This is a genomic window from Nitrospirota bacterium, assembly GCA_016195565.1.
In the GTDB taxonomy this organism is placed as follows: Bacteria; Nitrospirota; Thermodesulfovibrionia; order Thermodesulfovibrionales; family UBA1546; genus UBA1546.
Genome location: JACPZK010000033.1, coordinates 40,700 through 60,921, shown reverse-complemented (window position 1 = coordinate 60,921; position 20,222 = coordinate 40,700). Strand labels below are relative to the sequence as shown.

General features: G+C 45.7%; 18 protein-coding genes and 1 tRNA gene. 11 read left to right on the top strand and 8 right to left on the bottom strand.

Annotation, left to right across the window (positions count from 1 at the left end; genetic code table 11):
• Positions 1 to 7 precede the first annotated feature (7 nt).
• The 6 genes from secF to HY035_12030 all read right to left on the bottom strand — a co-directional run bounded on the left by secF (position 8) and on the right by HY035_12030 (position 5,116).
• Positions 8 to 922, bottom strand: a complete 915-nt coding sequence (gene secF, locus HY035_12055) for a protein translocase subunit SecF (GenBank protein MBI3379113.1) — start codon at positions 920 to 922, stop codon at positions 8 to 10.
• 8 nt (positions 923 to 930) lie between these two features.
• Positions 931 to 2,556, bottom strand: coding sequence for a protein translocase subunit SecD (secD, locus tag HY035_12050; GenBank protein MBI3379112.1), 1,626 nt, complete (start codon positions 2,554 to 2,556; stop codon positions 931 to 933).
• 100 nt (positions 2,557 to 2,656) lie between these two features.
• Complete coding sequence (locus HY035_12045; GenBank protein ID MBI3379111.1) at positions 2,657 to 3,262, bottom strand: HD domain-containing protein; 606 nt, start codon at positions 3,260 to 3,262, stop codon at positions 2,657 to 2,659.
• 58 nt (positions 3,263 to 3,320) lie between these two features.
• Positions 3,321 to 3,665 carry a preprotein translocase subunit YajC gene (yajC, locus tag HY035_12040; GenBank protein ID MBI3379110.1) on the bottom strand — a complete coding sequence of 115 codons (345 nt, stop codon included), beginning with the start codon at positions 3,663 to 3,665 and terminating at the stop codon, positions 3,321 to 3,323.
• 91 nt (positions 3,666 to 3,756) lie between these two features.
• Positions 3,757 to 4,884 (bottom strand): DUF401 family protein, encoded by a 1,128-nt coding sequence (locus HY035_12035; GenBank protein MBI3379109.1) that lies wholly within the window; start codon positions 4,882 to 4,884, stop codon positions 3,757 to 3,759.
• 156 nt (positions 4,885 to 5,040) lie between these two features.
• Positions 5,041 to 5,116: transfer RNA gene (locus HY035_12030), tRNA-Phe, on the bottom strand.
• A 102-nt stretch (positions 5,117 to 5,218) separates the two neighbouring features.
• Between HY035_12030 and lnt the strand changes: the two genes are divergently transcribed.
• From lnt to HY035_11975, 11 genes are all read left to right on the top strand, one after another.
• Positions 5,219 to 6,769 (top strand): apolipoprotein N-acyltransferase, encoded by a 1,551-nt coding sequence (gene lnt / locus HY035_12025; protein ID MBI3379108.1) that lies wholly within the window; start codon positions 5,219 to 5,221, stop codon positions 6,767 to 6,769.
• 71 nt (positions 6,770 to 6,840) lie between these two features.
• Entirely contained in the window at positions 6,841 to 7,908 is a 1,068-nt protein-coding gene (prfB, locus tag HY035_12020) for a peptide chain release factor 2 (protein ID MBI3379107.1), read from the top strand.
• A gap of 256 nt (positions 7,909 to 8,164) precedes the next feature.
• Positions 8,165 to 9,496 (top strand): chromosomal replication initiator protein DnaA, encoded by a 1,332-nt coding sequence (gene dnaA, locus HY035_12015; GenBank protein MBI3379106.1) that lies wholly within the window; start codon positions 8,165 to 8,167, stop codon positions 9,494 to 9,496.
• A gap of 9 nt (positions 9,497 to 9,505) precedes the next feature.
• Entirely contained in the window at positions 9,506 to 10,609 is a 1,104-nt protein-coding gene (locus HY035_12010; GenBank protein ID MBI3379105.1) for a DNA polymerase III subunit beta, read from the top strand.
• The gene (gene gyrB, locus HY035_12005) at positions 10,610 to 13,012 is read left to right on the top strand and encodes a DNA topoisomerase (ATP-hydrolyzing) subunit B (GenBank protein ID MBI3379104.1); all 2,403 of its coding nucleotides are present in this window, start codon (positions 10,610 to 10,612) and stop codon (positions 13,010 to 13,012) included. It abuts the gene before it with no gap.
• A 27-nt stretch (positions 13,013 to 13,039) separates the two neighbouring features.
• Positions 13,040 to 13,567, top strand: a complete 528-nt coding sequence (locus HY035_12000) for a hypothetical protein (GenBank protein ID MBI3379103.1) — start codon at positions 13,040 to 13,042, stop codon at positions 13,565 to 13,567.
• Positions 13,568 to 14,413: 846 nt separating this feature from the next.
• Entirely contained in the window at positions 14,414 to 14,683 is a 270-nt protein-coding gene (locus tag HY035_11995) for a type II toxin-antitoxin system Phd/YefM family antitoxin (GenBank protein ID MBI3379102.1), read from the top strand.
• A gap of 4 nt (positions 14,684 to 14,687) precedes the next feature.
• Positions 14,688 to 14,987, top strand: a complete 300-nt coding sequence (locus HY035_11990) for a type II toxin-antitoxin system RelE/ParE family toxin (GenBank protein MBI3379101.1) — start codon at positions 14,688 to 14,690, stop codon at positions 14,985 to 14,987.
• Between the two features lie 316 nt (positions 14,988 to 15,303).
• The gene (locus HY035_11985; GenBank protein ID MBI3379100.1) at positions 15,304 to 16,842 is read left to right on the top strand and encodes an FAD-dependent monooxygenase; all 1,539 of its coding nucleotides are present in this window, start codon (positions 15,304 to 15,306) and stop codon (positions 16,840 to 16,842) included.
• Between the two features lie 7 nt (positions 16,843 to 16,849).
• Positions 16,850 to 17,527 (top strand): hypothetical protein, encoded by a 678-nt coding sequence (locus HY035_11980; protein ID MBI3379099.1) that lies wholly within the window; start codon positions 16,850 to 16,852, stop codon positions 17,525 to 17,527.
• Positions 17,528 to 17,739: 212 nt separating this feature from the next.
• A complete protein-coding gene (locus tag HY035_11975) occupies positions 17,740 to 19,599 on the top strand; it encodes an ATP-binding cassette domain-containing protein (protein ID MBI3379098.1) in 1,860 nt (619 codons plus the stop codon).
• Positions 19,600 to 19,629: 30 nt separating this feature from the next.
• Here the strand turns inward: HY035_11975 and mazF are convergent, their stop codons facing one another.
• A complete protein-coding gene (gene mazF / locus HY035_11970; protein MBI3379097.1) occupies positions 19,630 to 19,965 on the bottom strand; it encodes an endoribonuclease MazF in 336 nt (111 codons plus the stop codon).
• Positions 19,965 to 20,204, bottom strand: coding sequence for an AbrB/MazE/SpoVT family DNA-binding domain-containing protein (locus HY035_11965; GenBank protein MBI3379096.1), 240 nt, complete (start codon positions 20,202 to 20,204; stop codon positions 19,965 to 19,967). Before HY035_11965 ends, mazF begins: the two co-directional genes overlap by 1 nt.
• Between the last annotated feature and the right edge of the window lie 18 nt (positions 20,205 to 20,222).

Sequence of the window (20,222 nt, the reverse complement as noted above, 5' to 3'; positions counted from 1 at the left end):
TAATGCATTACGGCCTTCTTGCAAACGTCTTCTTCCTTCCCCAGAGCAAAACTGTGGGGCTTGCAATGAATATTGAAGAATACGTGCCGATGACAACTCCCATTATCATAGCAAGCGCAAAGTCGTGTATAACCTCGCCGCCGAAAAAGAAGAGCGCAACTGACGTCAAAAGCACTGTAAGAGAAGTAATTATCGTCCTTGAAAGAACCTCGTTGATGCTTGCATTCATTATGCTCTCAAGCGGTTCTTTGTGCCTCACTTTCATGTTTTCCCGTATCCTGTCAAAAACAACAACCGTATCCGTAAGCGAATAGCCTGCAATCGTGAGCAAGGCTGTAACGAGAATCAGGTTTATCTCGTGCCCCATAAGGTAGAACACGCTAAGAACAGCAAGCACATCGTGGAATGTCGCTATTGTAGCGCCCACTCCAAAGTTGAATTTAAACCTGAATGCGACATATGCGAGTATCCCTAAAACTGCAACTCCTATTGCCTTGGCTGCATCCGCCCTGAGTTTGCCGCCCACTTTAGGCCCAATCTCAGTCGTGGAATCGACAACATATTTATTGTCAGAAAATTTCCGGCTAAGAATTCCTGTTGCCTCGCTTGACGTCTGCCCGAGCTTTTGCTCTGTATTTTTTACCCTTATGAGAATCTTGTTTACGGTAGGCAGGTCCTGCAGGTCAAAATCTTTAAGGCCGCCGTCTTCGAGCGCCTTTCTCACGTCATGAAGCACCACAGGCTTTTCAAATTTAAGCTGTATTGCAGTGCCGCCTGCAAAATCAATTCCGAGGTTTGCCTTTCCGGTTGCTATCTGGATTATGGCGATTATGCCAATAATTGAAATAATCCCTGAAAATATAAATGCAATTTTCTTTTTACCCATGAAATCTATTTTTGTATTTTTAATCAACTCCAGCATCTGTCCTCCTATATGCTCAACTTTCCGACATCCCGCCTGCTCAGAATGAGGTCAAAGACTGTCTTTGTTCCTACAAGCGCTGTAAAAAGATTTATTGCAACGCCAAGGCTGAGTGTTACTGCGAAACCTTTTATCGGCCCTGTGCCGAACTGAAAAAGCACTGCCGCTGTTATGAGGGTTGTAACATGAGAGTCAAATATGGTCCAGAACGCTTTCTTGTAGCCTGAATCTACCGCAGCCCTCGGCGTTTTGCCTGCGCGCAGCTCATCCCGTATCCTCTCAAACATAAGCACATTTGAATCAACAGCCATGCCGATTGCCAGTATTATGCCTGCAATGCCCGGCATTGTGAGTGTTGCATTTAAAGACGCCATTGCGCCGAGAAGGAGGATAATATTAAGAACAAGCGCAAAGTCCGCAATAACGCCTGAAAGCCTGTAATAAACAATCATAAAGATTACTACAAGCAGTGTCCCTATAATTCCTGCCATCTTCCCTGCCTCAATAGAGTCTGTGCCGAGAGACGGGCCTACTGTGATGTTCTGAAGCATTTTTACAGGCGCAGGAAGCGCTCCTGCCTTCAGGACTATTGCAAGGTCTTTTGCCTCTTCCATTGAGAAGCTTCCTGAAATCTGTGCGTTTCCGCCCCCGATTCTTTCCTTGATCTCAGGCGCCGAGTATATTGTGTTGTCAAGGACTATTGCGAGCCGTTTCTTGACATTGGCCGCTGTCACCTCGTCAAATAGTTTTGCCCCTGCATCATTGAATGATATGGATACGTAAGGAAAACCTGACCTTGATGAATCTATATTCACCTTTGCCTCTTTAAGCAGGTCTCCTGTCAGCGCCGCCTGTTTTTTCACAAGTATAGGGATCTTTCTTACAACGCCTGTTTCCCTGTTAACCTTTTTCTCAAAGAGTATCTCATCATCCGAGGGAATTTTTTCTGCGAACTTCTTGAGAACAGCGTCTTCCTCACCCGGCGCTGCTGTTGCAGGTATCTCTGCGGCAACAGGGGATACGTCATCAACAAGCTTGAATTCAAGCTGTGCCGTCTTTCCGATTATCTCTATGGCCCTTTTCGGATCCTTTATTCCGGGAAGCTGGACCACTATCTCATTTGTCCCCTGCCTGTGAATCGTAGGCTCTGCAACTCCGAACTGGTCAATCCTGTTTCTGATTGTTTCAAGCGCCTGGTCAGCGGCATTGTCCTTAATCCTTTTTGCCTCTTTGTCTGATATCTTATAGACAATATTCGTCCCTGTCTCAACAGGTGTAAGCACCGGATAATTGTCTTCTATGGCTTTCCTTATTTCCATCGAAGAGGGAGCAACTGTTATAAGCAGCCCTTTGCTTGTAATCTCTGTATTTAATTTTTTCTTTGAAAGAATATCCTTTAATGATTGGGCCATCCTTTCCGTTGTTATCTCAACAGCCTTTTCGCCTTCAACCTCAAAGACAAGGTGTATCCCGCCCTGAAGGTCAAGCCCTAAGGTTATGCCCTTGTCAGGCATATTCTTTGTCCACCAGTCAGGCATCTCTTTGAAAAACGGCGTGTTCGGCAGAAAAAATACTGCTGCGAGCATAAGTGTTGCGCCGATAAGAATAAATCTCCATTGAATCCTTTTTTTCATCTAAATCTAAACCTCCAAAAAATAAGTTAAAAATTTAAAGTTGAGAGTTAGAAGTTATTTAGAAAAACTTTTAACTTTCAACTCTGAACTCTGAACTTTTTCATGCCAGTCTTGTGTCGTTTATATAAAGCTGGAATTCACAGTTTAAAACCCTTGCCGCCTTTCTGCAGGCAATCATGCGCGACAGGAATATCTCAAAGTATTCTATCACCTGAGATATCCTTGTATCTATTACAAGCGAAAGCATAATGAGCTTCTTGTCTGCATCTATCGTGAGTTCTGACTCTGTTGCCGCATAATTAACCCTGTCGTGTATGTCCTCTGTAACCATGGCAGGATTTCTCACCCTGCTCCTGTGCACATCAGCTTTATCAGCGAGAATCAGCGCTGCCGCGATAGCATCCGGTATCACCCCTTCATCTTCCTCATGCATTACTATGGCCCTCATAGCTCTTATAATGTCTCTGAGGTCATAGCCGAGTTCCTCAAGAACTTCTTTCGCAAGAATTGCACCCATTTTATGGTGATTGCTCCTTCCGAGCATATTACCGATGTCGTGCAGAAACCCTGCTGCCGCAGCCAGCTCTGCTTCGCTTTCGCTGAACGAAAGTTTTTTCAGTATATTGTAAGCAGCTTTAGAGACAATATCCGTATGCCTGAGGCCATGCTCGGTGTAGCCGATGACCTCAAGATATTTATCTGCCATTTCAATATAAAGCCTTGCCTTTTTGTTATTGTGCAAGGCTCTGAGGTCCGGAGCCAAATCAATCTTCCTCTGAAGCAGGCCTTACTGCCGCAATGTATGCCTTGCCGAACTTTACCTTTACATTTTCCGCAATCTTCAAGGTCACTGTGGTTGTGCCAACAGCCTCTATAACAGCGTATACCCCGCCTGATGTGATAACCTTGTCTCCCTTTTTTAAGCCTTCAAGCATCTGCTTATGTTCCTTAGCCTTCTTCTGCTGCGGCCTTATCATGAGAAAATAAAAAACAACAAAAATCAATATTAACGGAAGAAAGGACATGATTGTTGATGCTCCTCCCTCTGCTCCCTTCCCTTGTGTCGGCGCCATTGCCCATGCTATGTCATTAAACATTGTAACCTCCATTCTGCCTGCCCCGATAATATCGGGGGAGGAGAGAAAAATTTGATTATTATACTAACCGTTCACCGTGGATTTAATCAAGATAAAGAACACGCTACCTTAAAATCAGATACTCGGCGACAGCAACAAGAAACACGACAGAGGCGGCGGGGATTATCTTCTTATAAACACCCCACATATCCGCCTTGAAATATTCTCTCGTAAGCACAAGGCAGATGTGAACAGGAGAAAGCAGAACCCCGAAAAAACCAGAGGCAAATGCAAACGAGATTATTCCGGCAGATGATTCTCCCGCAATGCTCAGTAGCAGCGGGAATGTGCTCCCGACAAATCCGACTGTCACGCCTGTCAGCAGGCCGCTGACAAACGGCAGCAGAAAAAGCAGCGGAGCAGCAGGAATGCCGTTTAACCTCAGGAACTCGCTGAGGTTTTTTACCGCGCCTGACGCCTCCATGATTTCCTTAAATATCATGATGCCTGCTATAAGCATGATGACATCAAGCGACAACCCGTGCTTAACTGCCCTTACTACATCTTTCAGCCCAAACCTGTAAAAGATAAAAAGCCCCGGGACTACAATGAGCAGGGCATAGTGAAGCTCTATATGAAAGAAAACAACCAGCAGAAGCACTATCGCTATGGGGACAAAACTGAAGAGCCCTTTTCTTGATATGTTTCCGGCCTCTGAAAATCTGCCTGAAGCGCCTCTCATGCTGAACATGAATCCTGTTATCACGATAAAAACAGCGTAGGGCATATTTGCAATAATTAAATTCCTCAGCTCTATGTTTGACACTGCTGCGGCAAGCAATATTCCGGGATAAAGCGGAAGGATATACTCCCACGGATGCCTGAACCAGTAATTTACAAATGCCTTTTCTTCCTGTGACATATTCATGCCTTCTGCAGATTCCTCAACCATAGGCGCTGAAAAATACGCTCCTCCCACAGAGGGCAGAAGCCCTATCAGCAGAGGCATTGAGACCACAACTGCCTTCTTTCTTCTTAACAACAGCCGCGAGGCCTTCATCATTTCTGACAGCACATCTTTCTCTCTGAGTATTAATTCAAAAGCCCTTATAAGGGTCAGGGCCAGCGCAAGCTTGATTGTAACTTTATCCAGAAACGCAGCCTTTATTGCAGACGCCATTGAGAGCGGGGACATAAGATATAAAATTGCAAGGACTCCGGAGGCGATCAGCAGGACATAACCTATGTTCATTTTCTTTCTTAAAAGAATGAGTATAAGGGACAAAGACAGCGGAGATTTTTAGGATATCCGGCATTTTAAAGGCGCTTTCTTGCAAGCTCTATTAACCCAAAAGTCTTAAGGGTTGCGATTGTTCTTGACTCAACATTGGCCATAAGAATAAAATCATGGTGGGCAGTCGCAGAATCGAACTGCGGACACGAGGCTTTTCAGGCCTCTGCTCTACCGACTGAGCTAACTGCCCGTACGATTAAGTTTAGAGTTAAAGGTTGTAGGTTAAATCTTAAATGCAACCTTGCTCAGTTAACTTTTAACTTTACACTTTTAAGTTTTTTATTGTCAAGGCATGAGAAATTTTATAGCAAAAAAGCTCTATATTTACGGGCCCTCTATACTTTCAGGCGCCCTTCTCATATTTTGTTTCCCGACTTTTAATCTTTTCTTCCTTGCTTGGATTGCGCTTGCGCCGTTCTTAATTTCCATCGTGGATAAAAAGCCATCTGAGGCTTTTCGCTCCGGTTTTTACCTCGGTATCCCCTATTTTTTTGGCACGCTGTACTGGATATATCATTCAATAAACCACTATGGCAATATCCCTTTAATCCCAAGCCTTGCGCTTGTCTTTCTCCTGAGCCTGTATCTGAGCCTTTATACCGGGCTCTTTGCCGTGCTTTTTTCATGGAAGATTGGAACTACCCGTCTGCCGGCGCTTCTTATAGCACCTGTAGTCTGGGTAACGCTTGAGTTTTTGCGTTCCTATGCCTTAACAGGGTTCCCATGGTCAAGCCTTGGCTATTCCCAGCACATGTTTTTACCCGTAATCCAGTTTGCCGATATTACCGGCATTTACGGCGTATCTTTTCTAATTGTGGCTGTAAACGGCGCCATTGCCGATTTCTTCATCATCAAAAAACGCCTTCGCGCCATGCCCCTGTTTCCGCTTTCCCAGACGGTGATAGGCATTGCCCTGCTTTCTGTTTCTATTCTTGCTGTATTTTTCTACGGATTCTGGCGTTTAAATGAGACCCCTTCCGGCAAGCACGTTAGGGTAAGCGTTATTCAGGGGAATATAGAGCAGGACAGAAAGTGGGACTTGGCTTATCAGCGGGAAGTTTTTGATACCTACAAAAATTTAACGCAGGCGGCAGCTGTTCTTTCTCCCTCGCTGGTTGTTTGGCCGGAAAGCGCGGCGCCTTTTTATTTTAATTCTGACCGGGCCTTTACTCAGGAACTGATCAGCTTTCAGCAGGCATTGAACACTTCTCTTTTATTCGGCAGCGTACTTATCAAAGAACCTGCTGATGGCAGCGGTAAAAACCTTCTGACAAACAGCGCACTCCTCCTTGCGCCTGATGGAAAGCCTTCATTAATTTATGATAAAATACATTTAGTCCCGTTCGGTGAATACGTCCCCCTCAGAAGAGTTCTGTTTTTCTTAGACAAGCTTGTTGCAGGGATAGGGGATTATATTCCGGGGGAACACCAGATAAGGGCTGAAACGCCGTACGGGAGTTTTGGGGTATTTATCTGTTATGAGATTATCTTCCCCGGGCTGGTAAGGAAATCGTATTCGCGCGGCGGGAATTTTATAGTAACAATAACCAATGACGCCTGGTTTGGAAAAACAGCGGGGCCCTATCAGCATTTCAGCATGGCTGTGTTCCGTGCCATAGAAAACAGAAAACCTGTAATCAGAGCCGCAAACACGGGAATCTCAGGTTTTATTGACAGTAGAGGAAAAGTGTTGGGGACAACATCCCTGTTTCAGCGAACAGCCATGACAATGGATGTGGTAACCGATGCAAGAAGAAGTTTTTATTCACGCTACGGCGACCTGTTTTCGTATCTGTGCATTGTGATAACGGTTTTATTATTAATAAATGTATCCCGGAGGTAATATGTTGGTGCAGTCAGAACTTAGAGAAGAACTTTCAGCCTTAAGCGCAAAGATCGAAGCCCTTAGAGGTTATCTTTGATGTCCCAAAGCTTAAACAGGAAATAGAAGAAATAGACAAAGAACTCTCCCTCTCTTCCTCGTGGGATTCTCCCCGTAAAATGCATGAACTGCAGAAGAGAAAGGCATACGTAGAGGACATACTTTTCCCCTTCGAAGCGCTGTCAGAAAAAACAGCTTACCTTGAAGAATCCATAAAAATATTGGACGAGGAGGAGGGTGCGGTCTTTCTGCAAGAAATTCAAGCAGAGATTACAGCCCTGAGCGCAGCGATCGAAGAACTGGAACTGCGGCACCTGCTGTCCGAAGAGCTGGACAAGAACAATGCCATTGTGTCTATTCATCCCGGCGCGGGCGGCACAGAGAGTCAGGACTGGGCCCAGATGCTGTTGCGGATGTATCTGCGCTGGGCGGAAAAGCATAAATTTAAGACTCATGTTATAGACCTTCTGCCCGGAGAAGAGGCTGGCATAAAGAGCGCAACATTTACAGTCAACGGCCCTTATTCTTACGGCTTTCTCAAAGCCGAGGCCGGCGTTCACAGGCTGGTCCGCATATCACCCTATGATGCAAACAAAAGAAGGCATACTTCTTTTGCCGCAGTTATTGTTTATCCTGAAATAGAAGATGATATAAATATAGAAATAAAAACTGATGATCTAAGGATTGACACCTTCAGGGCATCAGGCGCCGGCGGACAGCATGTAAATAAAACATCCTCTGCTGTCAGGATAACCCATATGCCTTCAGGTATAGTTATTTCCTGTCAGAATGAACGCTCCCAGCATAAAAACAAAGCTACGGCTCTGAAGATACTGAAATCACGTCTTTACAATCTCTCACTAAGTGAACAGAAAAGTAAGATGAAGGAAATAGTGGGCGATAAGAAGGGCATAGCTTGGGGAAATCAGATTCGGTCTTATGTTCTTCAACCTTACAGGCTTGTCAAAGACCACAGAACATCCATTGAGAGTGGAAACGTAGATTCAGTTCTTGACGGAGACATAGACAAATTCATAAAGGCCTTTTTAGAAAAAAGAATACATAAGTTCTACTACTTCTTATATATAAAATATTTTTAGTAGTAGCAGTAGAAGGTGTTAGTAATTATAAATAGGCCGAACCCGCTTTTTTAAAAGAGTTTTTAGTGTTTATAAAATGCGTAGAAAAGTGATTATATATTTAACAAAAAAGAACTGCGGAAAGAAAGAACAAAATATTAACAGAAAACCAACAGTTTTCTTGCTTGTAGTTTAAGAGATGCGATATAATAGTGCACCTCCCACTGGGGATTACTAACACCTATTAATAAACTGTTAATAACTGAAGGGTTGGGAAATGATTTTAGAAGATATTTGGGAAAAAAGCCTTTCAAAGATAGAAGAAAAAATAGGGATCAGCATATTTGAATTGTGGATAAAGCCCATAAAGCCTGTCCAGCTCAAAGAGCAGCAGCTCACATTAGAGGTGCCAAACAGGTTCTTTAAAGAATGGATAGAGGATTACTATCCAACCTTAATAACCGAAATACTGGAAGGCCTGTTAGGCCACGCTGTAACTTTAAAATACAGGGTTGCCGAGAAACAGGCAGCAGAGATAAAGAGAATAGAAGCCCGGCTTGAAAACAGAAAAACAAGGCTTGCAAGCAGAGGAATATACCTCAACCCAAAATATACCTTTGAAAATTTTATAAGCGGACAGAGCAACCAGTTTGCCCATGCAGCGGCAAAGGCAGTGGCGGAAACACAGGGAAAAGTTTACAATCCGTTATTTATTTACGGAGGCGTGGGCCTTGGAAAAACTCATCTGCTCAGCGCAATCGGGAACAGCGTAATAGACAGCAAGCAGGACTACAATGTGCTTTATGTGTCATCAGAGCAGTTTACAAACGAGGTAGTATCGGCAGTGCGGCACGGAAAAACAGAGGAGCTGAAAAAGAAATACAGGAATGTGGACCTGCTTCTGATAGACGACATCCAGTTTGTAGAAAATAAAATGGCAACACAGGAGGAGTTGTTTTATACTATCAACACGCTTTACGAGAAACAGAAACAGATAGTCATTTCCAGCGACAGGCCGCCGAAGGAGATCAAGACTATAACGGACAGGCTCAGGTCCCGCTTCAGTATGGGACTCATCGCTGATATACAACCGCCGGAATACGAGACCCGGGTAGCGATAATACATAAAAAATCAGACATGGAAAGGCTAGGGCTGAAAGAGGATGTTATTAATTTCATTGCGGCAAAAGTAAAGACAAATATAAGGGAGCTGGAAGGCTGTCTTATCAGGCTTGGCGCACAGGCAGCTCTTACGGGAAGCCCGATAGATGTGGAGATGGCAAAGAAGGTCCTGAAGGATTTTATCCAGGATGAAGAAAAACCTATAACCTCAGAGCAGATACTGAAAACAGTCTGCGAATATTTCGGCTTAAAAATTCAGGACATAAAAGCGCGGAAGAGGACAAAGGAGATAGCACAGCCCCGGCAGATAGCGATGTACCTGAGCAGACAGCTCACGGACGGCTCGCTGAACGATATCGGCAAGAGCATGGGAGGCAAAGACCATGCAACGGTCATATACGCCTGCAAACAGGTAGAAGACAAAAGGGCTAAAGACGAGAACTTTAACAGGATGGTAGAAACCCTGTTGCGAAAAATAAAACCTTAAGGAGGGGTTATGAAACTGAGCGTTTCAAAAGAGGAACTGCAGGAAAAGCTTTCAAACATCCAGAATATTGTAGAAAAAAGGAATACAATGCCTGTGCTGAGCCATTTCCTTTTAGATGCCGGCAAAAAGAAGGCGCATATTGTCGCCACTGACCTTGAGACGGCAATAAAAGAACCGCTTCAGGTTAAAGTAGAACAAGAAGGGAAGCTCTGCATCCCTGCGAGGAAAATGTTCGAGATAGTTAAAGAGGTGGACGGAGACATCACAATGGAGACCGAAGACGGACAGTGGCTCAAAGTAAACGCAGGCCGCAGCAAATTCAAGCTTGCCTGCCTCTCAGCAGACGAATTCCCCGCCTGGCCCGGAATGGAAAATATAGAAGAAATGCAGATTGATACAAAAAACCTTATAGAGATGATAGAAAAGAGCCTTTATGCCGCAGGAGAGAGCGATACAAGATATACGCTGAACGGCCTGCTCTTTCATGCAAAAAAAGGGAGCAGCGAAATGACCGTTGTCGGAACGGACGGCCATAGGCTGTCAAGCATAACCGGCAAGATAAACACGCCGTTAAAGGAAGAGAAAAAAGTGATTATCCCGCGTAAGGCAGCAGCAGAAATCAAAAGGTTTCTTGACAGGGACACGGAGAACCTCACAGTTATCATAGGCAAAAGCCATGTAATGTTTAAGATAGAGGAAGTGGAGTTTTTAACAAGGCTTATAGAAGGCACATACCCTAACTATGAACAGGTGATACCGTCAGGCAATGAAAAGAAAGTCATAATAAGCAAAGATGAATTTATAAAAGCGTTGAGAAGGGTCTCTGTAATGAGCAGGGAAAAGAGCAATGCGATTAAGGCGGATATTGAAGACGGAATACTATCGCTCTCTGCCTCAAATCCTGACCTCGGCGAGGCAAAAGACGAAGTGAAGATTGAATATAAAGGAGAAGCGCTTTCTCTTGGATTTAATGCAAGGTATCTGATAGACGCTTTGAATGCCATGAGTGGAGAAAAAGTTGTCTTTGAACTTCAGGATCCGTTAAGCCCTACGCTCTTAAAAGAAGAAAAGGATGATAATTATAAATGTGTGATAATGCCGATGAGGGTGTAAATGGAAGAAAAAGAACAGATAAATAATGAGGTTGAATCCTACGGCGCTGAGGACATCAAGATACTAAAAGGGCTGAGCGCTGTAAGAAAAAGGCCTGCGATGTACATAGGCTCAACAGGGCCCGAGGGGCTGCATCATCTTGCATACGAGGTTGTGGACAACAGCGTTGACGAATCCCTTGCGGGTTTTTGTAAAGACATAGAGGTAATACTCCACCACGACGGAAGCTGTACTGTAATAGATGACGGAAGGGGCATACCCACAGACCAGCACCCCGGAGATCCTGAAGGAAGGACGGCAGCTGAGATAGCGCTTACAGAACTTCATGCCGGAGGAAAGTTTGAATCAAAGGCTTACAAGATATCAGGAGGGCTCCACGGCGTCGGGGTCTCTGTTGTAAACGCCCTGTCCGAATGGCTTGACGTTGAGATAAAGCAGAACGGAAAGGTGTTTCAGCAGCACTTTGACAGAGGCGTGCCGGCAGGAGCGCTCGCTGTTGTCGGAAAGACAAAAGGCAGGGGAACCAAGATCACGTTCAAACCAGACGGAGAGATTTTTGAAACAACAGAATTCAGCTATGACGTCCTTTCACAGAGATTGAGAGAGATGGCATTTCTTAACAGCGGGCTTAAGATTTCCATACAGGATGAAAGCACAGACAAAAAACAGGAGTTTCTTTATAAAGGCGGGATTGTTTCTTTTGTTGAGCATCTTAATAAAAACAAAGCGCCGCTTCATCCAAAGCCTGTATACATATCAGGAGAAAAAGACGGAATCACAGCAGAGATCGCGCTTCAGTATAATGACGGTTATGCAGAGAGCATCTTCACCTTTGCAAACAATATAAACACAAAAGAAGGCGGAACGCACCTCATAGGATTCAAATCCGCACTGACAAGGACAGCAAACAGCTATTCTGCATCCTCAGGGCTTTTGAAGAACGGCAAAGAAGGGCTCTCAGGAGATGATATAAGAGAGGGGCTCACAGCGGTTATAAGCGTTAAGCTTCCCAATCCCCAGTTTGAAGGCCAGACAAAGATGAAGCTCGGAAACAGCGAGGTAAAAGGGATAGTTGAGTCAATAGTCAATGATACGCTCGGCGCCTATTTTGAGGAAAACCCCTCTGTTGCCAAGAAGATTATAGAAAAGGCTGTGCAGGCGGCAAGGGCAAGAGAGGCTGCAAGAAAGGCACGGGAACTTGCAAGGAGAAAAGGGATTCTTGACGACACAGGACTGCCAGGCAAACTTGCGGACTGCTCTGAAAAAGACCCGGCATTATCCGAGATATTCATTGTTGAGGGCGACTCTGCAGGCGGCTCTGCCAAGCAGGGACGCGACAGGCGCGCCCAGGCAATATTGCCTCTCAGAGGAAAGATACTGAATGTTGAAAAGGCGCGGTTTGACAAGATGATTGCCTCAGAGGAAATAAAAATTCTCATAACAGCGCTTGGAACAAGCATCGATACAGAATTTGACATATCAAAAATCCGCTATCACAAGGTAATCCTGATGACAGACGCTGACGTTGACGGCGCACATATAAGGACGCTCCTGCTTACGTTTTTTTACAGGCAGATGCCTCAGGTTATAGAAAACGGCTATCTTTACATTGCACAGCCGCCCCTGTTTAAGGTCAAGAAAGGAAGGACAGAAAAATACGTCCAGAACGAGGCAGAGATGCAGAATATGCTCTTTGAGCTTGCGGCAGACGACCTTGCGATTCCGATAAAAGGGCAGACTGTAAAAGGAAAGGCGCTGATTCCGCATCTAAAGAGGCTTTCCAAGTTTGAACGGCTCATGGAATGGTTCAGCAGAAGGAGAAAGGACGCAGATGTTTTAAAGATTATCTTAAATGCGGGGATAAATAAAGAGCTGCTGAAAAATCAAAATGCGCTTGAGAAACTTATAAAAGCAATAGAGAAAGCGCTGCCTGACATTTCAATAGGCGAGATTAATTCTGATGAAGAACATCAGGCATACAGCGTTGAGATAAAAAGGCAGAACAAAAAAGTCCTGATAGACATGAACTTCCTGATGTCTCCTGAATTCAAAGAGCTTGAAAACAGCTACAGCATTGTAAAGGACCTTGGGGAGCTGCCGTATAAGGCAGAGACAAAAGAAGGGATAAAAGAACTCGGCTCAAGTTCTGAGCTTCAGGACTATGTGCTCATCGTTGCCAAAAAAGGGCTCACGATTCAGAGGTACAAAGGACTTGGAGAGATGAATCCGACACAGCTCTGGGAAACGACAATGGACGCCGAGAAAAGGACGCTCCTTCAGGTGAAGATAGAAGACACAGTGCAGTCAGACGAGATATTCACAATTCTCATGGGCGATCAGGTTGAGCCGAGAAAGGATTTTATTACCAAGCACGCCTTAGAGGCAAGGAATATAGATATATAATTGTGTGTGTGTGGGATTGCGCATAAAATGGAGTTCAAAAAAGTCATCACAACCATTCTTCTCGAACTGGATAAACATAATATCCCTTATGCGCTGATTGGAGCTGTTGCAATGGGGTTCTGGGGAGTGCAAAGGGATACGATAGATGTGGATGTACTTGTAAAAGAGAGAGACAGAGAAAAAGTTATAGCATTAATAAAGTCTTTAGGTTATGACCATGTGGTAAGTTCCAAATTTGCCGACCAGTTTTCACATAGTCTAAAAAACATGGGGTTAATAGACTTTCTTTATACACGTAGAGAAAAAGGGATAATAGAGTCAAGCAGGACATTTCAAAGCGGTAGCGTAGACATGCAGGTTGCACTGCCCGAGGATATCATCGGGATGAAACTTGATGGCATCCGTAACAATCCCAAAAGGGAAATGAAGGACTGGGCGGATATTCAGTCTATAGTTGAGATTATTGGCGATGATCTTGACTGGGAAAAAATCAGGCACTATTGTAAGATAACCGATATGGAGAATGCATATGAGAAAATCCTTAGTTTTAGGTGATATTACAGAAGCTGAATTAGCTGCATTTAACACTGCCACCGAAACGATGAGGCGGAATAAGCGCCATTTGCCCAGTGCTGAAGATGTTGATAGTTATTTGCAATTTCTTGAAGAGCGACAGGCGCTGTTTAACACGTCTCAAAGAATCAACAGAAAGTGTCCTATAGAAAAGAGCCACATTCTATAATAGGATTTCTCACAGAACTCCGCATTTTTAAGAAAACAGTATGTCTGATTGTTTCAATTGGGAATTCCAATCTGGAGCAATAACAGGGATTTCAGACATGCGGGAATTGAGATTTACACAACTTGCAAGACTATTAAAGATTTTAGGTATCTAACGTTCAAATTGAGGGGCTGCGCCGCTTTTGCGCAGTCCCTCTCGAATGCAGGGTTAGGCTTGGGCATGACCGCAGAAGTAGAATTTTCGATCTATCGAACACGACCAAGAATCTCCATTGCCTTGAGGGAAGCCCTCTCTCCATAAGTGAAATCGTCGCCAGCCATCCTGCGCAATGTCGCTAGGACGAACGGGAATTCGGTGAAGTTGGCGAGTGACTCAATAGCCTGCATCTGCGCCTTTTCGCCGTATCTGAAGTCATCGGCAGCTATCCGACACAATTGCGCTGCGGTTTGTTCTCGCTCTGTCAAGTGTCACCTCCCCCAGAAGCATGAGCCTAACATTATATTTTATGTTGATTCAATAATACGATGAATTATAGTGAAGGGAAGGGATATAGTCAAGCGAATGAAAAAGGTTGCACTGCATATATACACTGCATTGACATATCAAGTGACAGGTGCTATAATTAGACCAGTTAACAAGTCCAGTTAGGAGGTCGGATTATGGGCATCAAGTTTTCTGAAGATATTGTCCCTCTCAGTGATTTGAAGGTAAATCCCGGCAAGGTCGTCTCTCATGTAGCTGAAACTCACCGCCCGATACTGCTGACAAGCAGGGGGCGCGGCATTGCGGTTGTGCAGGCGCTCAAAGACTATGAGGAAGAGAGCGAACAGCGTCTTTTTATGCGGGGCGTTGTAAAGGGATTGATGGATCTGGAAGAGGGGCGGGAAGCATCCCTTAAAGACGTGAAGAAAAAGCTTGGGATGAAATAAAGTAATGGCAGGAAAGACACCAGTTTCATTTGCGGAATCTGCTGTTTCTGATTTGGAGGGTATTCAGGCATATTACGACAGCGAAGGCACAGCAGCGACAGGAAGGCGTTTGATAGAAGAATTAGTCTCAGCTATTGAGCGGCTTGTGGATCATCCCAAAAGCGGGCGCGTAGTGCCTGAATTTAATATTGAATATCTGCGCGAAGTCATTAAGCCTCCATTCCGTATTGTGTATAGGTGCGATAAAAAAAAGGTGCGGATTGTACGCATATGGCGAAGTGAAAGGATTCTGAAACTCCCATGATATCAACTGCATCAGAGATTAGCCGCTGATTAAAACATTCCTCTGTCAAGCGTTCCTTGACGAGGTCACCGGGATGTCCCCTTCCATGCAGGTAAAACTCCTATTTCCAAATGCTAACCTCCTGTAACAGGTATCCTCACCTCAACAGAGTGTTCCTGACGGTCATCAACAAGGGAAATGGCCTTGTCGGGTTGCTCAACACTATCGGTGTTCACGTTGCAATCTACATCATTATAGCAGATTGCTGTCTTGAAGGTTTCAGTCAACCGGCGGGGACATATTCTGTTTTTAAGCTATTTAAAGTTAAACTAATATTATGGGATACAGAGAAATTTCATTAAAGCTGCCCACTGATTACAATGAGGACGAGCTGAGAAAAGGCATCGGGAAAGAACTGGGGATACAAGAATTCTCCTGGCAGATAGAAAATAAAAGCCTTGATGCGAGAAAAAAAGAGAACATCCACTGGCTGGTCAGGGTCTCAGTTTTATCAGTTGAAGTTGAGGGCGATGTTCCCCTTCAATCCCAATCTTTAGATATTCCGTATCGGAAAAGAAGAGAGAAGGCGGTTGTTGTCGGAAGCGGTCCGGCAGGATTCTTCTCAGCGTTTATTCTTCAGAAGGCAGGATTCCATACAACGATAATCGAACGTGGCACAGATGTTCATAAAAGGGCCGAAGGAATCAGGGAATTTGAAAAGACCGGTGTTTTTAATCCTGTCAGCAATTACGCCTTTGGTGAGGGCGGCGCAGGGACCTTTTCCGATGGAAAGCTCACTTCAAGGTCCAAGCATATATCAAAAGAAAGACAGTTTATATTGTCCAGTTATATTCAGGCGGGCGCGCCGGAAGAAATAGGATATATGGCACATCCTCATCTCGGGAGTGATAATCTCAGGAAGATTGTTAGAAATCTCAGAGACGCATTCAGCAATATAGGCGGAAGCGTGTTATTTGAAACCATGCTGGAAGACTTGAAAATTGCAGACGGGAAAGTCATTGAAGCAATCACTACATCAGGCGGAATCGAGGCGGATTATTTTATTATTGCCCCGGGGCATTCCGCCTATGAGACCTACCGGATGTTGATCAGGAGAGGCGTTCAGTTCCGTACAAAGAATTTTGCCATAGGCAGCAGAGTGGAGCACCCCCAGGAAATTATAAACAAGGCGCAATGGGGCAGGGAAAGGCTTCCCGGAGTAAAGGCTGCTGAATACCGTCTTACATCACAGGGAGACGGCAATCTTCCGGTGTATACCTTTTGCATGTGTCCCGGCGGAACTGTTGTTCCTGCGGCTGCATATCAGGATACAAATATCGTAAACGGAATGAGCCTGTATATGAGGGATGGGAAGTTCGCAAACGCGGCTTGTGTAGCCGGGGTTCATCCTGACAAACTCATCGGCAGGGAGACATTGCCGGGGGAAGCCCTTGACTGGTTGGAAGCCCTTGAACAGAGTTTTTACCAATATTCAGATGGCTTTAAGGCCCCGTTTTGCAGTATACAGAATTTTATAAACAGGAAAGAACCGGCAGAAATTGTTGAATCAAGTTATCCCCTTGAATTGAAACCAGCGGCTTTATGGAATCTGCTCCCTGCTGAAGTAAGCAGTTCTATCAGGGAAGGGCTCAAGGATTTCAGCAGAAAAATAAAGGGATTTGAAACAGGCAGCATAATGGGGGTTGAGAGCAAGACTTCATCACCCATTCAGGTACTGCGGGAAAAGGACAGCCGCTGCACCGGATTTAAAAATCTTTATATAGCCGGAGAAGGGAGCGGTTGCGCAGGGGGTATAATATCCAGCGGTGCTGACGGCATTAAGGCCGCTATAAATATTATAGAGAACAACGCATGAGGCAGCCATGATTCCGTGGGAATTGCTCGACAGCGTGCAGGTACCCGGAAACAGCGGAGAGCTTCGCCTCTACAAGCGAGGCAGGGAGTTCTCTATCAGGGTGAACGGTTGTGAACTCATGAACAGTTCTGCGCATGGGTCAGAGGACGCTCTGGCCGAACTTGCCTGTGCAAAGATAGCAGGCCGTCCCAAGCCCAGGGTTTTGATCGGCGGGCTGGGTATGGGGTACACCCTGGCAGCAGCCCTGAACCGGCTCGGTCCCAAGGCCCGTGTTGTGGTGGCCGAACTGGTGCCGGCAGTGATAGAGTGGAACAGGAAACCCCTCGCAGATCTGGCAGGTCATCCCCTTCAGGATACACGGGTTACTATTCGCGAGGCCGATGTTGCCCAGGTGCTGAAAGAGAAGCGCCGTGACTACGACGTAATCCTGCTTGATATAGATAACGGGCCTGAGGGCCTGACCCGCAAAAGCAATGACTGGCTCTATGCCCGGGAAGGACTGGAAGCAGCCTTCGCAGCACTGCGGACTGAGGGCGTGCTAGCAGTATGGTCAGTCAGTTCCGATAGTTCTTTTACCCGGCGTCTGAAGCAGGCAGGCTTCGCAGTAGATGAGGTCTGTGTACACGCTCGCGGTCCCCGTGGCGGAGGACGGCACACGATCTGGATCGCCGTACGCGGTTCATGACCTGAACAAACGTGCTCAGATGTTACGGCTTTCTTTGGAGAGTTTAGAGATATTGAATTAACTCCGTCATAAATCATATAATACTAACTGCGGACTGTTTTTTTGCTTAACAAGAACTACGCACAAAAATCCCGCTTCAGAGAAACTGCTAATCGGCAGCAGCATGACAAGGCATTAGATCGGAATGACTGAACGATCGCCAGAATAACAGAATGATACAGGTAAGCAATTTAGAAAAATCATACGGGCGTCAGGCGCTCTTCGACAAGGTCGGTTTCACGATCAACCCCGGAGAGCGCGTGGGACTCGTGGGCAGAAACGGCCACGGCAAGACCACCCTGTTCAGGCTGATATTAGGACAGGAGCATCAGGACTCGGGGACTATCAGCATTCCTGCCGGCTACAGGATCGGGCATCTCGCCCAGCACATCAGGTTTATTGAAGAGAGCGTATTGAAAGAAGCATGTCTGAGCCTGCCGCACCGCGAAGACGGCAGGGACGAAAGTTACAAGGCAGAAGCCATCCTGATGGGCCTTGGGTTTTCCGCTGACGAGCTCGTTCTCAATCCTGCGCAGTTATCCGGCGGGTTTCAGGTGAGGCTGAACCTGGCGAAGGTGCTCGTCTCCAATCCAAATCTCCTCCTCCTTGACGAACCCACAAACTATCTCGATATCGTGTCGCTCCGCTGGTTAGTCCGGTTCTTGCGCGCCTGGAAAAAAGAACTTATCATCATTACGCATGACCGCTCATTTATGGACAGTGTTACCACGCATACAATGGCGATTCATCGCTGCGGGATACGAAAGATAGCGGGGCCTACGGAAAATGTGTATCAGCAATTACTGCTTAAAGAAGAGATACATGAAAAGACACGGGTAAACGACGAGAAAAAGCGGAAGGAGATAGAGCAGTTCATAAACCGCTTCAGGGCCAAGGCGACCAAGGCAAAGGCGGTTCAGTCGAGGGTCAAGGCATTGCAGAAAAAGGAACGGCTTGAAAAATTGTCTGATACAAAAAATCTTGACTTTACCTTTAACTCAGCGCCCTTTAACAGCAAACAGCTTATGGAAGTGAAAGACCTGTCTTTTGGATTTGATCCCGGCGCTCCGTTAATTGACGGGTTGAGCTTTTATGCGGGAAAGAAGGACCGCATTGCGATAATAGGGAAAAACGGCAAGGGCAAGACAACGCTCCTGAACCTTCTGTCCGGGGAATTGGCTCCTCTCAGCGGCGAGGTACGCCATCACAATGACCTGAAGTTTGCGTATTTCGGACAGACAAATATAAACAGGCTTAACCTGCAGAAAACCGTGGAAGAAGAGATCATGGAAGCACACCCTGACCATAACAGGGGCGCAGCGCGCAAGATATGCGGAGTGATGATGTTTCCGGGCGATAATGCATTAAAAAAGATCAGCGTCCTCTCCGGCGGCGAGAAGAGCCGGGTGCTTCTCGGTAAACTGCTTGTCAGCCCTGCCAATATGCTGATGTTAGATGAGCCTACGAACCATCTTGACATGGAGTCCGCCGAGTCTCTGCTTGAGGCGATAGACGCCTTCCCCGGCGGCGTAGTTATCGTAACCCACAGTGAAATGATACTCCATGCCATTGCGACAAGGCTCATTGTCTTTGACAACGGGAAGGCAACCCTTTTTGAAGGCACGTATCAGGACTTCCTTGATAGAGTAGGATGGAATAATGAAATTCCTCCGTTGAAGCGCGGCCCCAAAGTGAATGGAGGCAAAACCGTGGACAGGAAACTCCTCCGGCGCCTCCGCGCTGAACTGGTCAATGAGAAATCAAAGACCCTCGGGGCGTTGCAGAAACGTATCGCTGAAATTGAACGCGAGATCGTAAGCCTTGAAGCGATGGCCGAGCAGAGCAACAAAGATATTGTGGAGGCTTCCTTTAAAGGCGACGGCACAGCAATCAATAAACTGTCCAAGGCGCTCCACGCTTCACAAGCAAAGATCGATTCCCTCTTCTCCGAACTGGAACCCCTGCAAATCGAAATTGAGGACAAGACCAAAGAGTTTGAAGAAAAACTCAGCGGGGTAGAGATGGGGAATTGAGTTTAGAAGAAAGACTTTTGCATGGAGGGACTAAAAATCAATAACTGTTTTGAGTTTATTTAATGTTTCAGAAAGCTCATCTTCAGAAATCCTTGCTTTCTTTTTTGCGCCGCGTGCCTTCCAATCAAGGCTTTTCACCTGATCAGCAAGGATAACGCCGCTGACCTTCAGGTTGTTCTTAATCAGAACTTCAAATGGATACCCCTTTGACTGGGTAGTTATGGGACAGCAAACCATGAGCCCAACCCTGCCGTTATAAGCTGAAGGCGACAGGACAAGAACAGGGCGGACTCCTGCTTGTTCATGGCCCGCCTGCGGATCAAGGTTAATCCATACAACATCACCCCGATCAGGGATAAAGCTCATTAAAGAGCTTCCTTGCCGACTGGCCGGCCGGTGTCAAATTCGGAATGAATGTTATCCTTTGTTACTCCGGCAAGAAGTTCTTTGAGGGAATATTCTTTTTTCACCGGCATAATAATTATCTGTTTATCTCTGAGGCTTATCTCTACACTTGAATTTTCTTCGATCCCGCACCCCGTACCGATGACTTTAGGAATTCTTACAGCAAGACTGTTTCCCCATTTCATGGTCTTTGTCAACATTGTCCACCTCCCGAATAC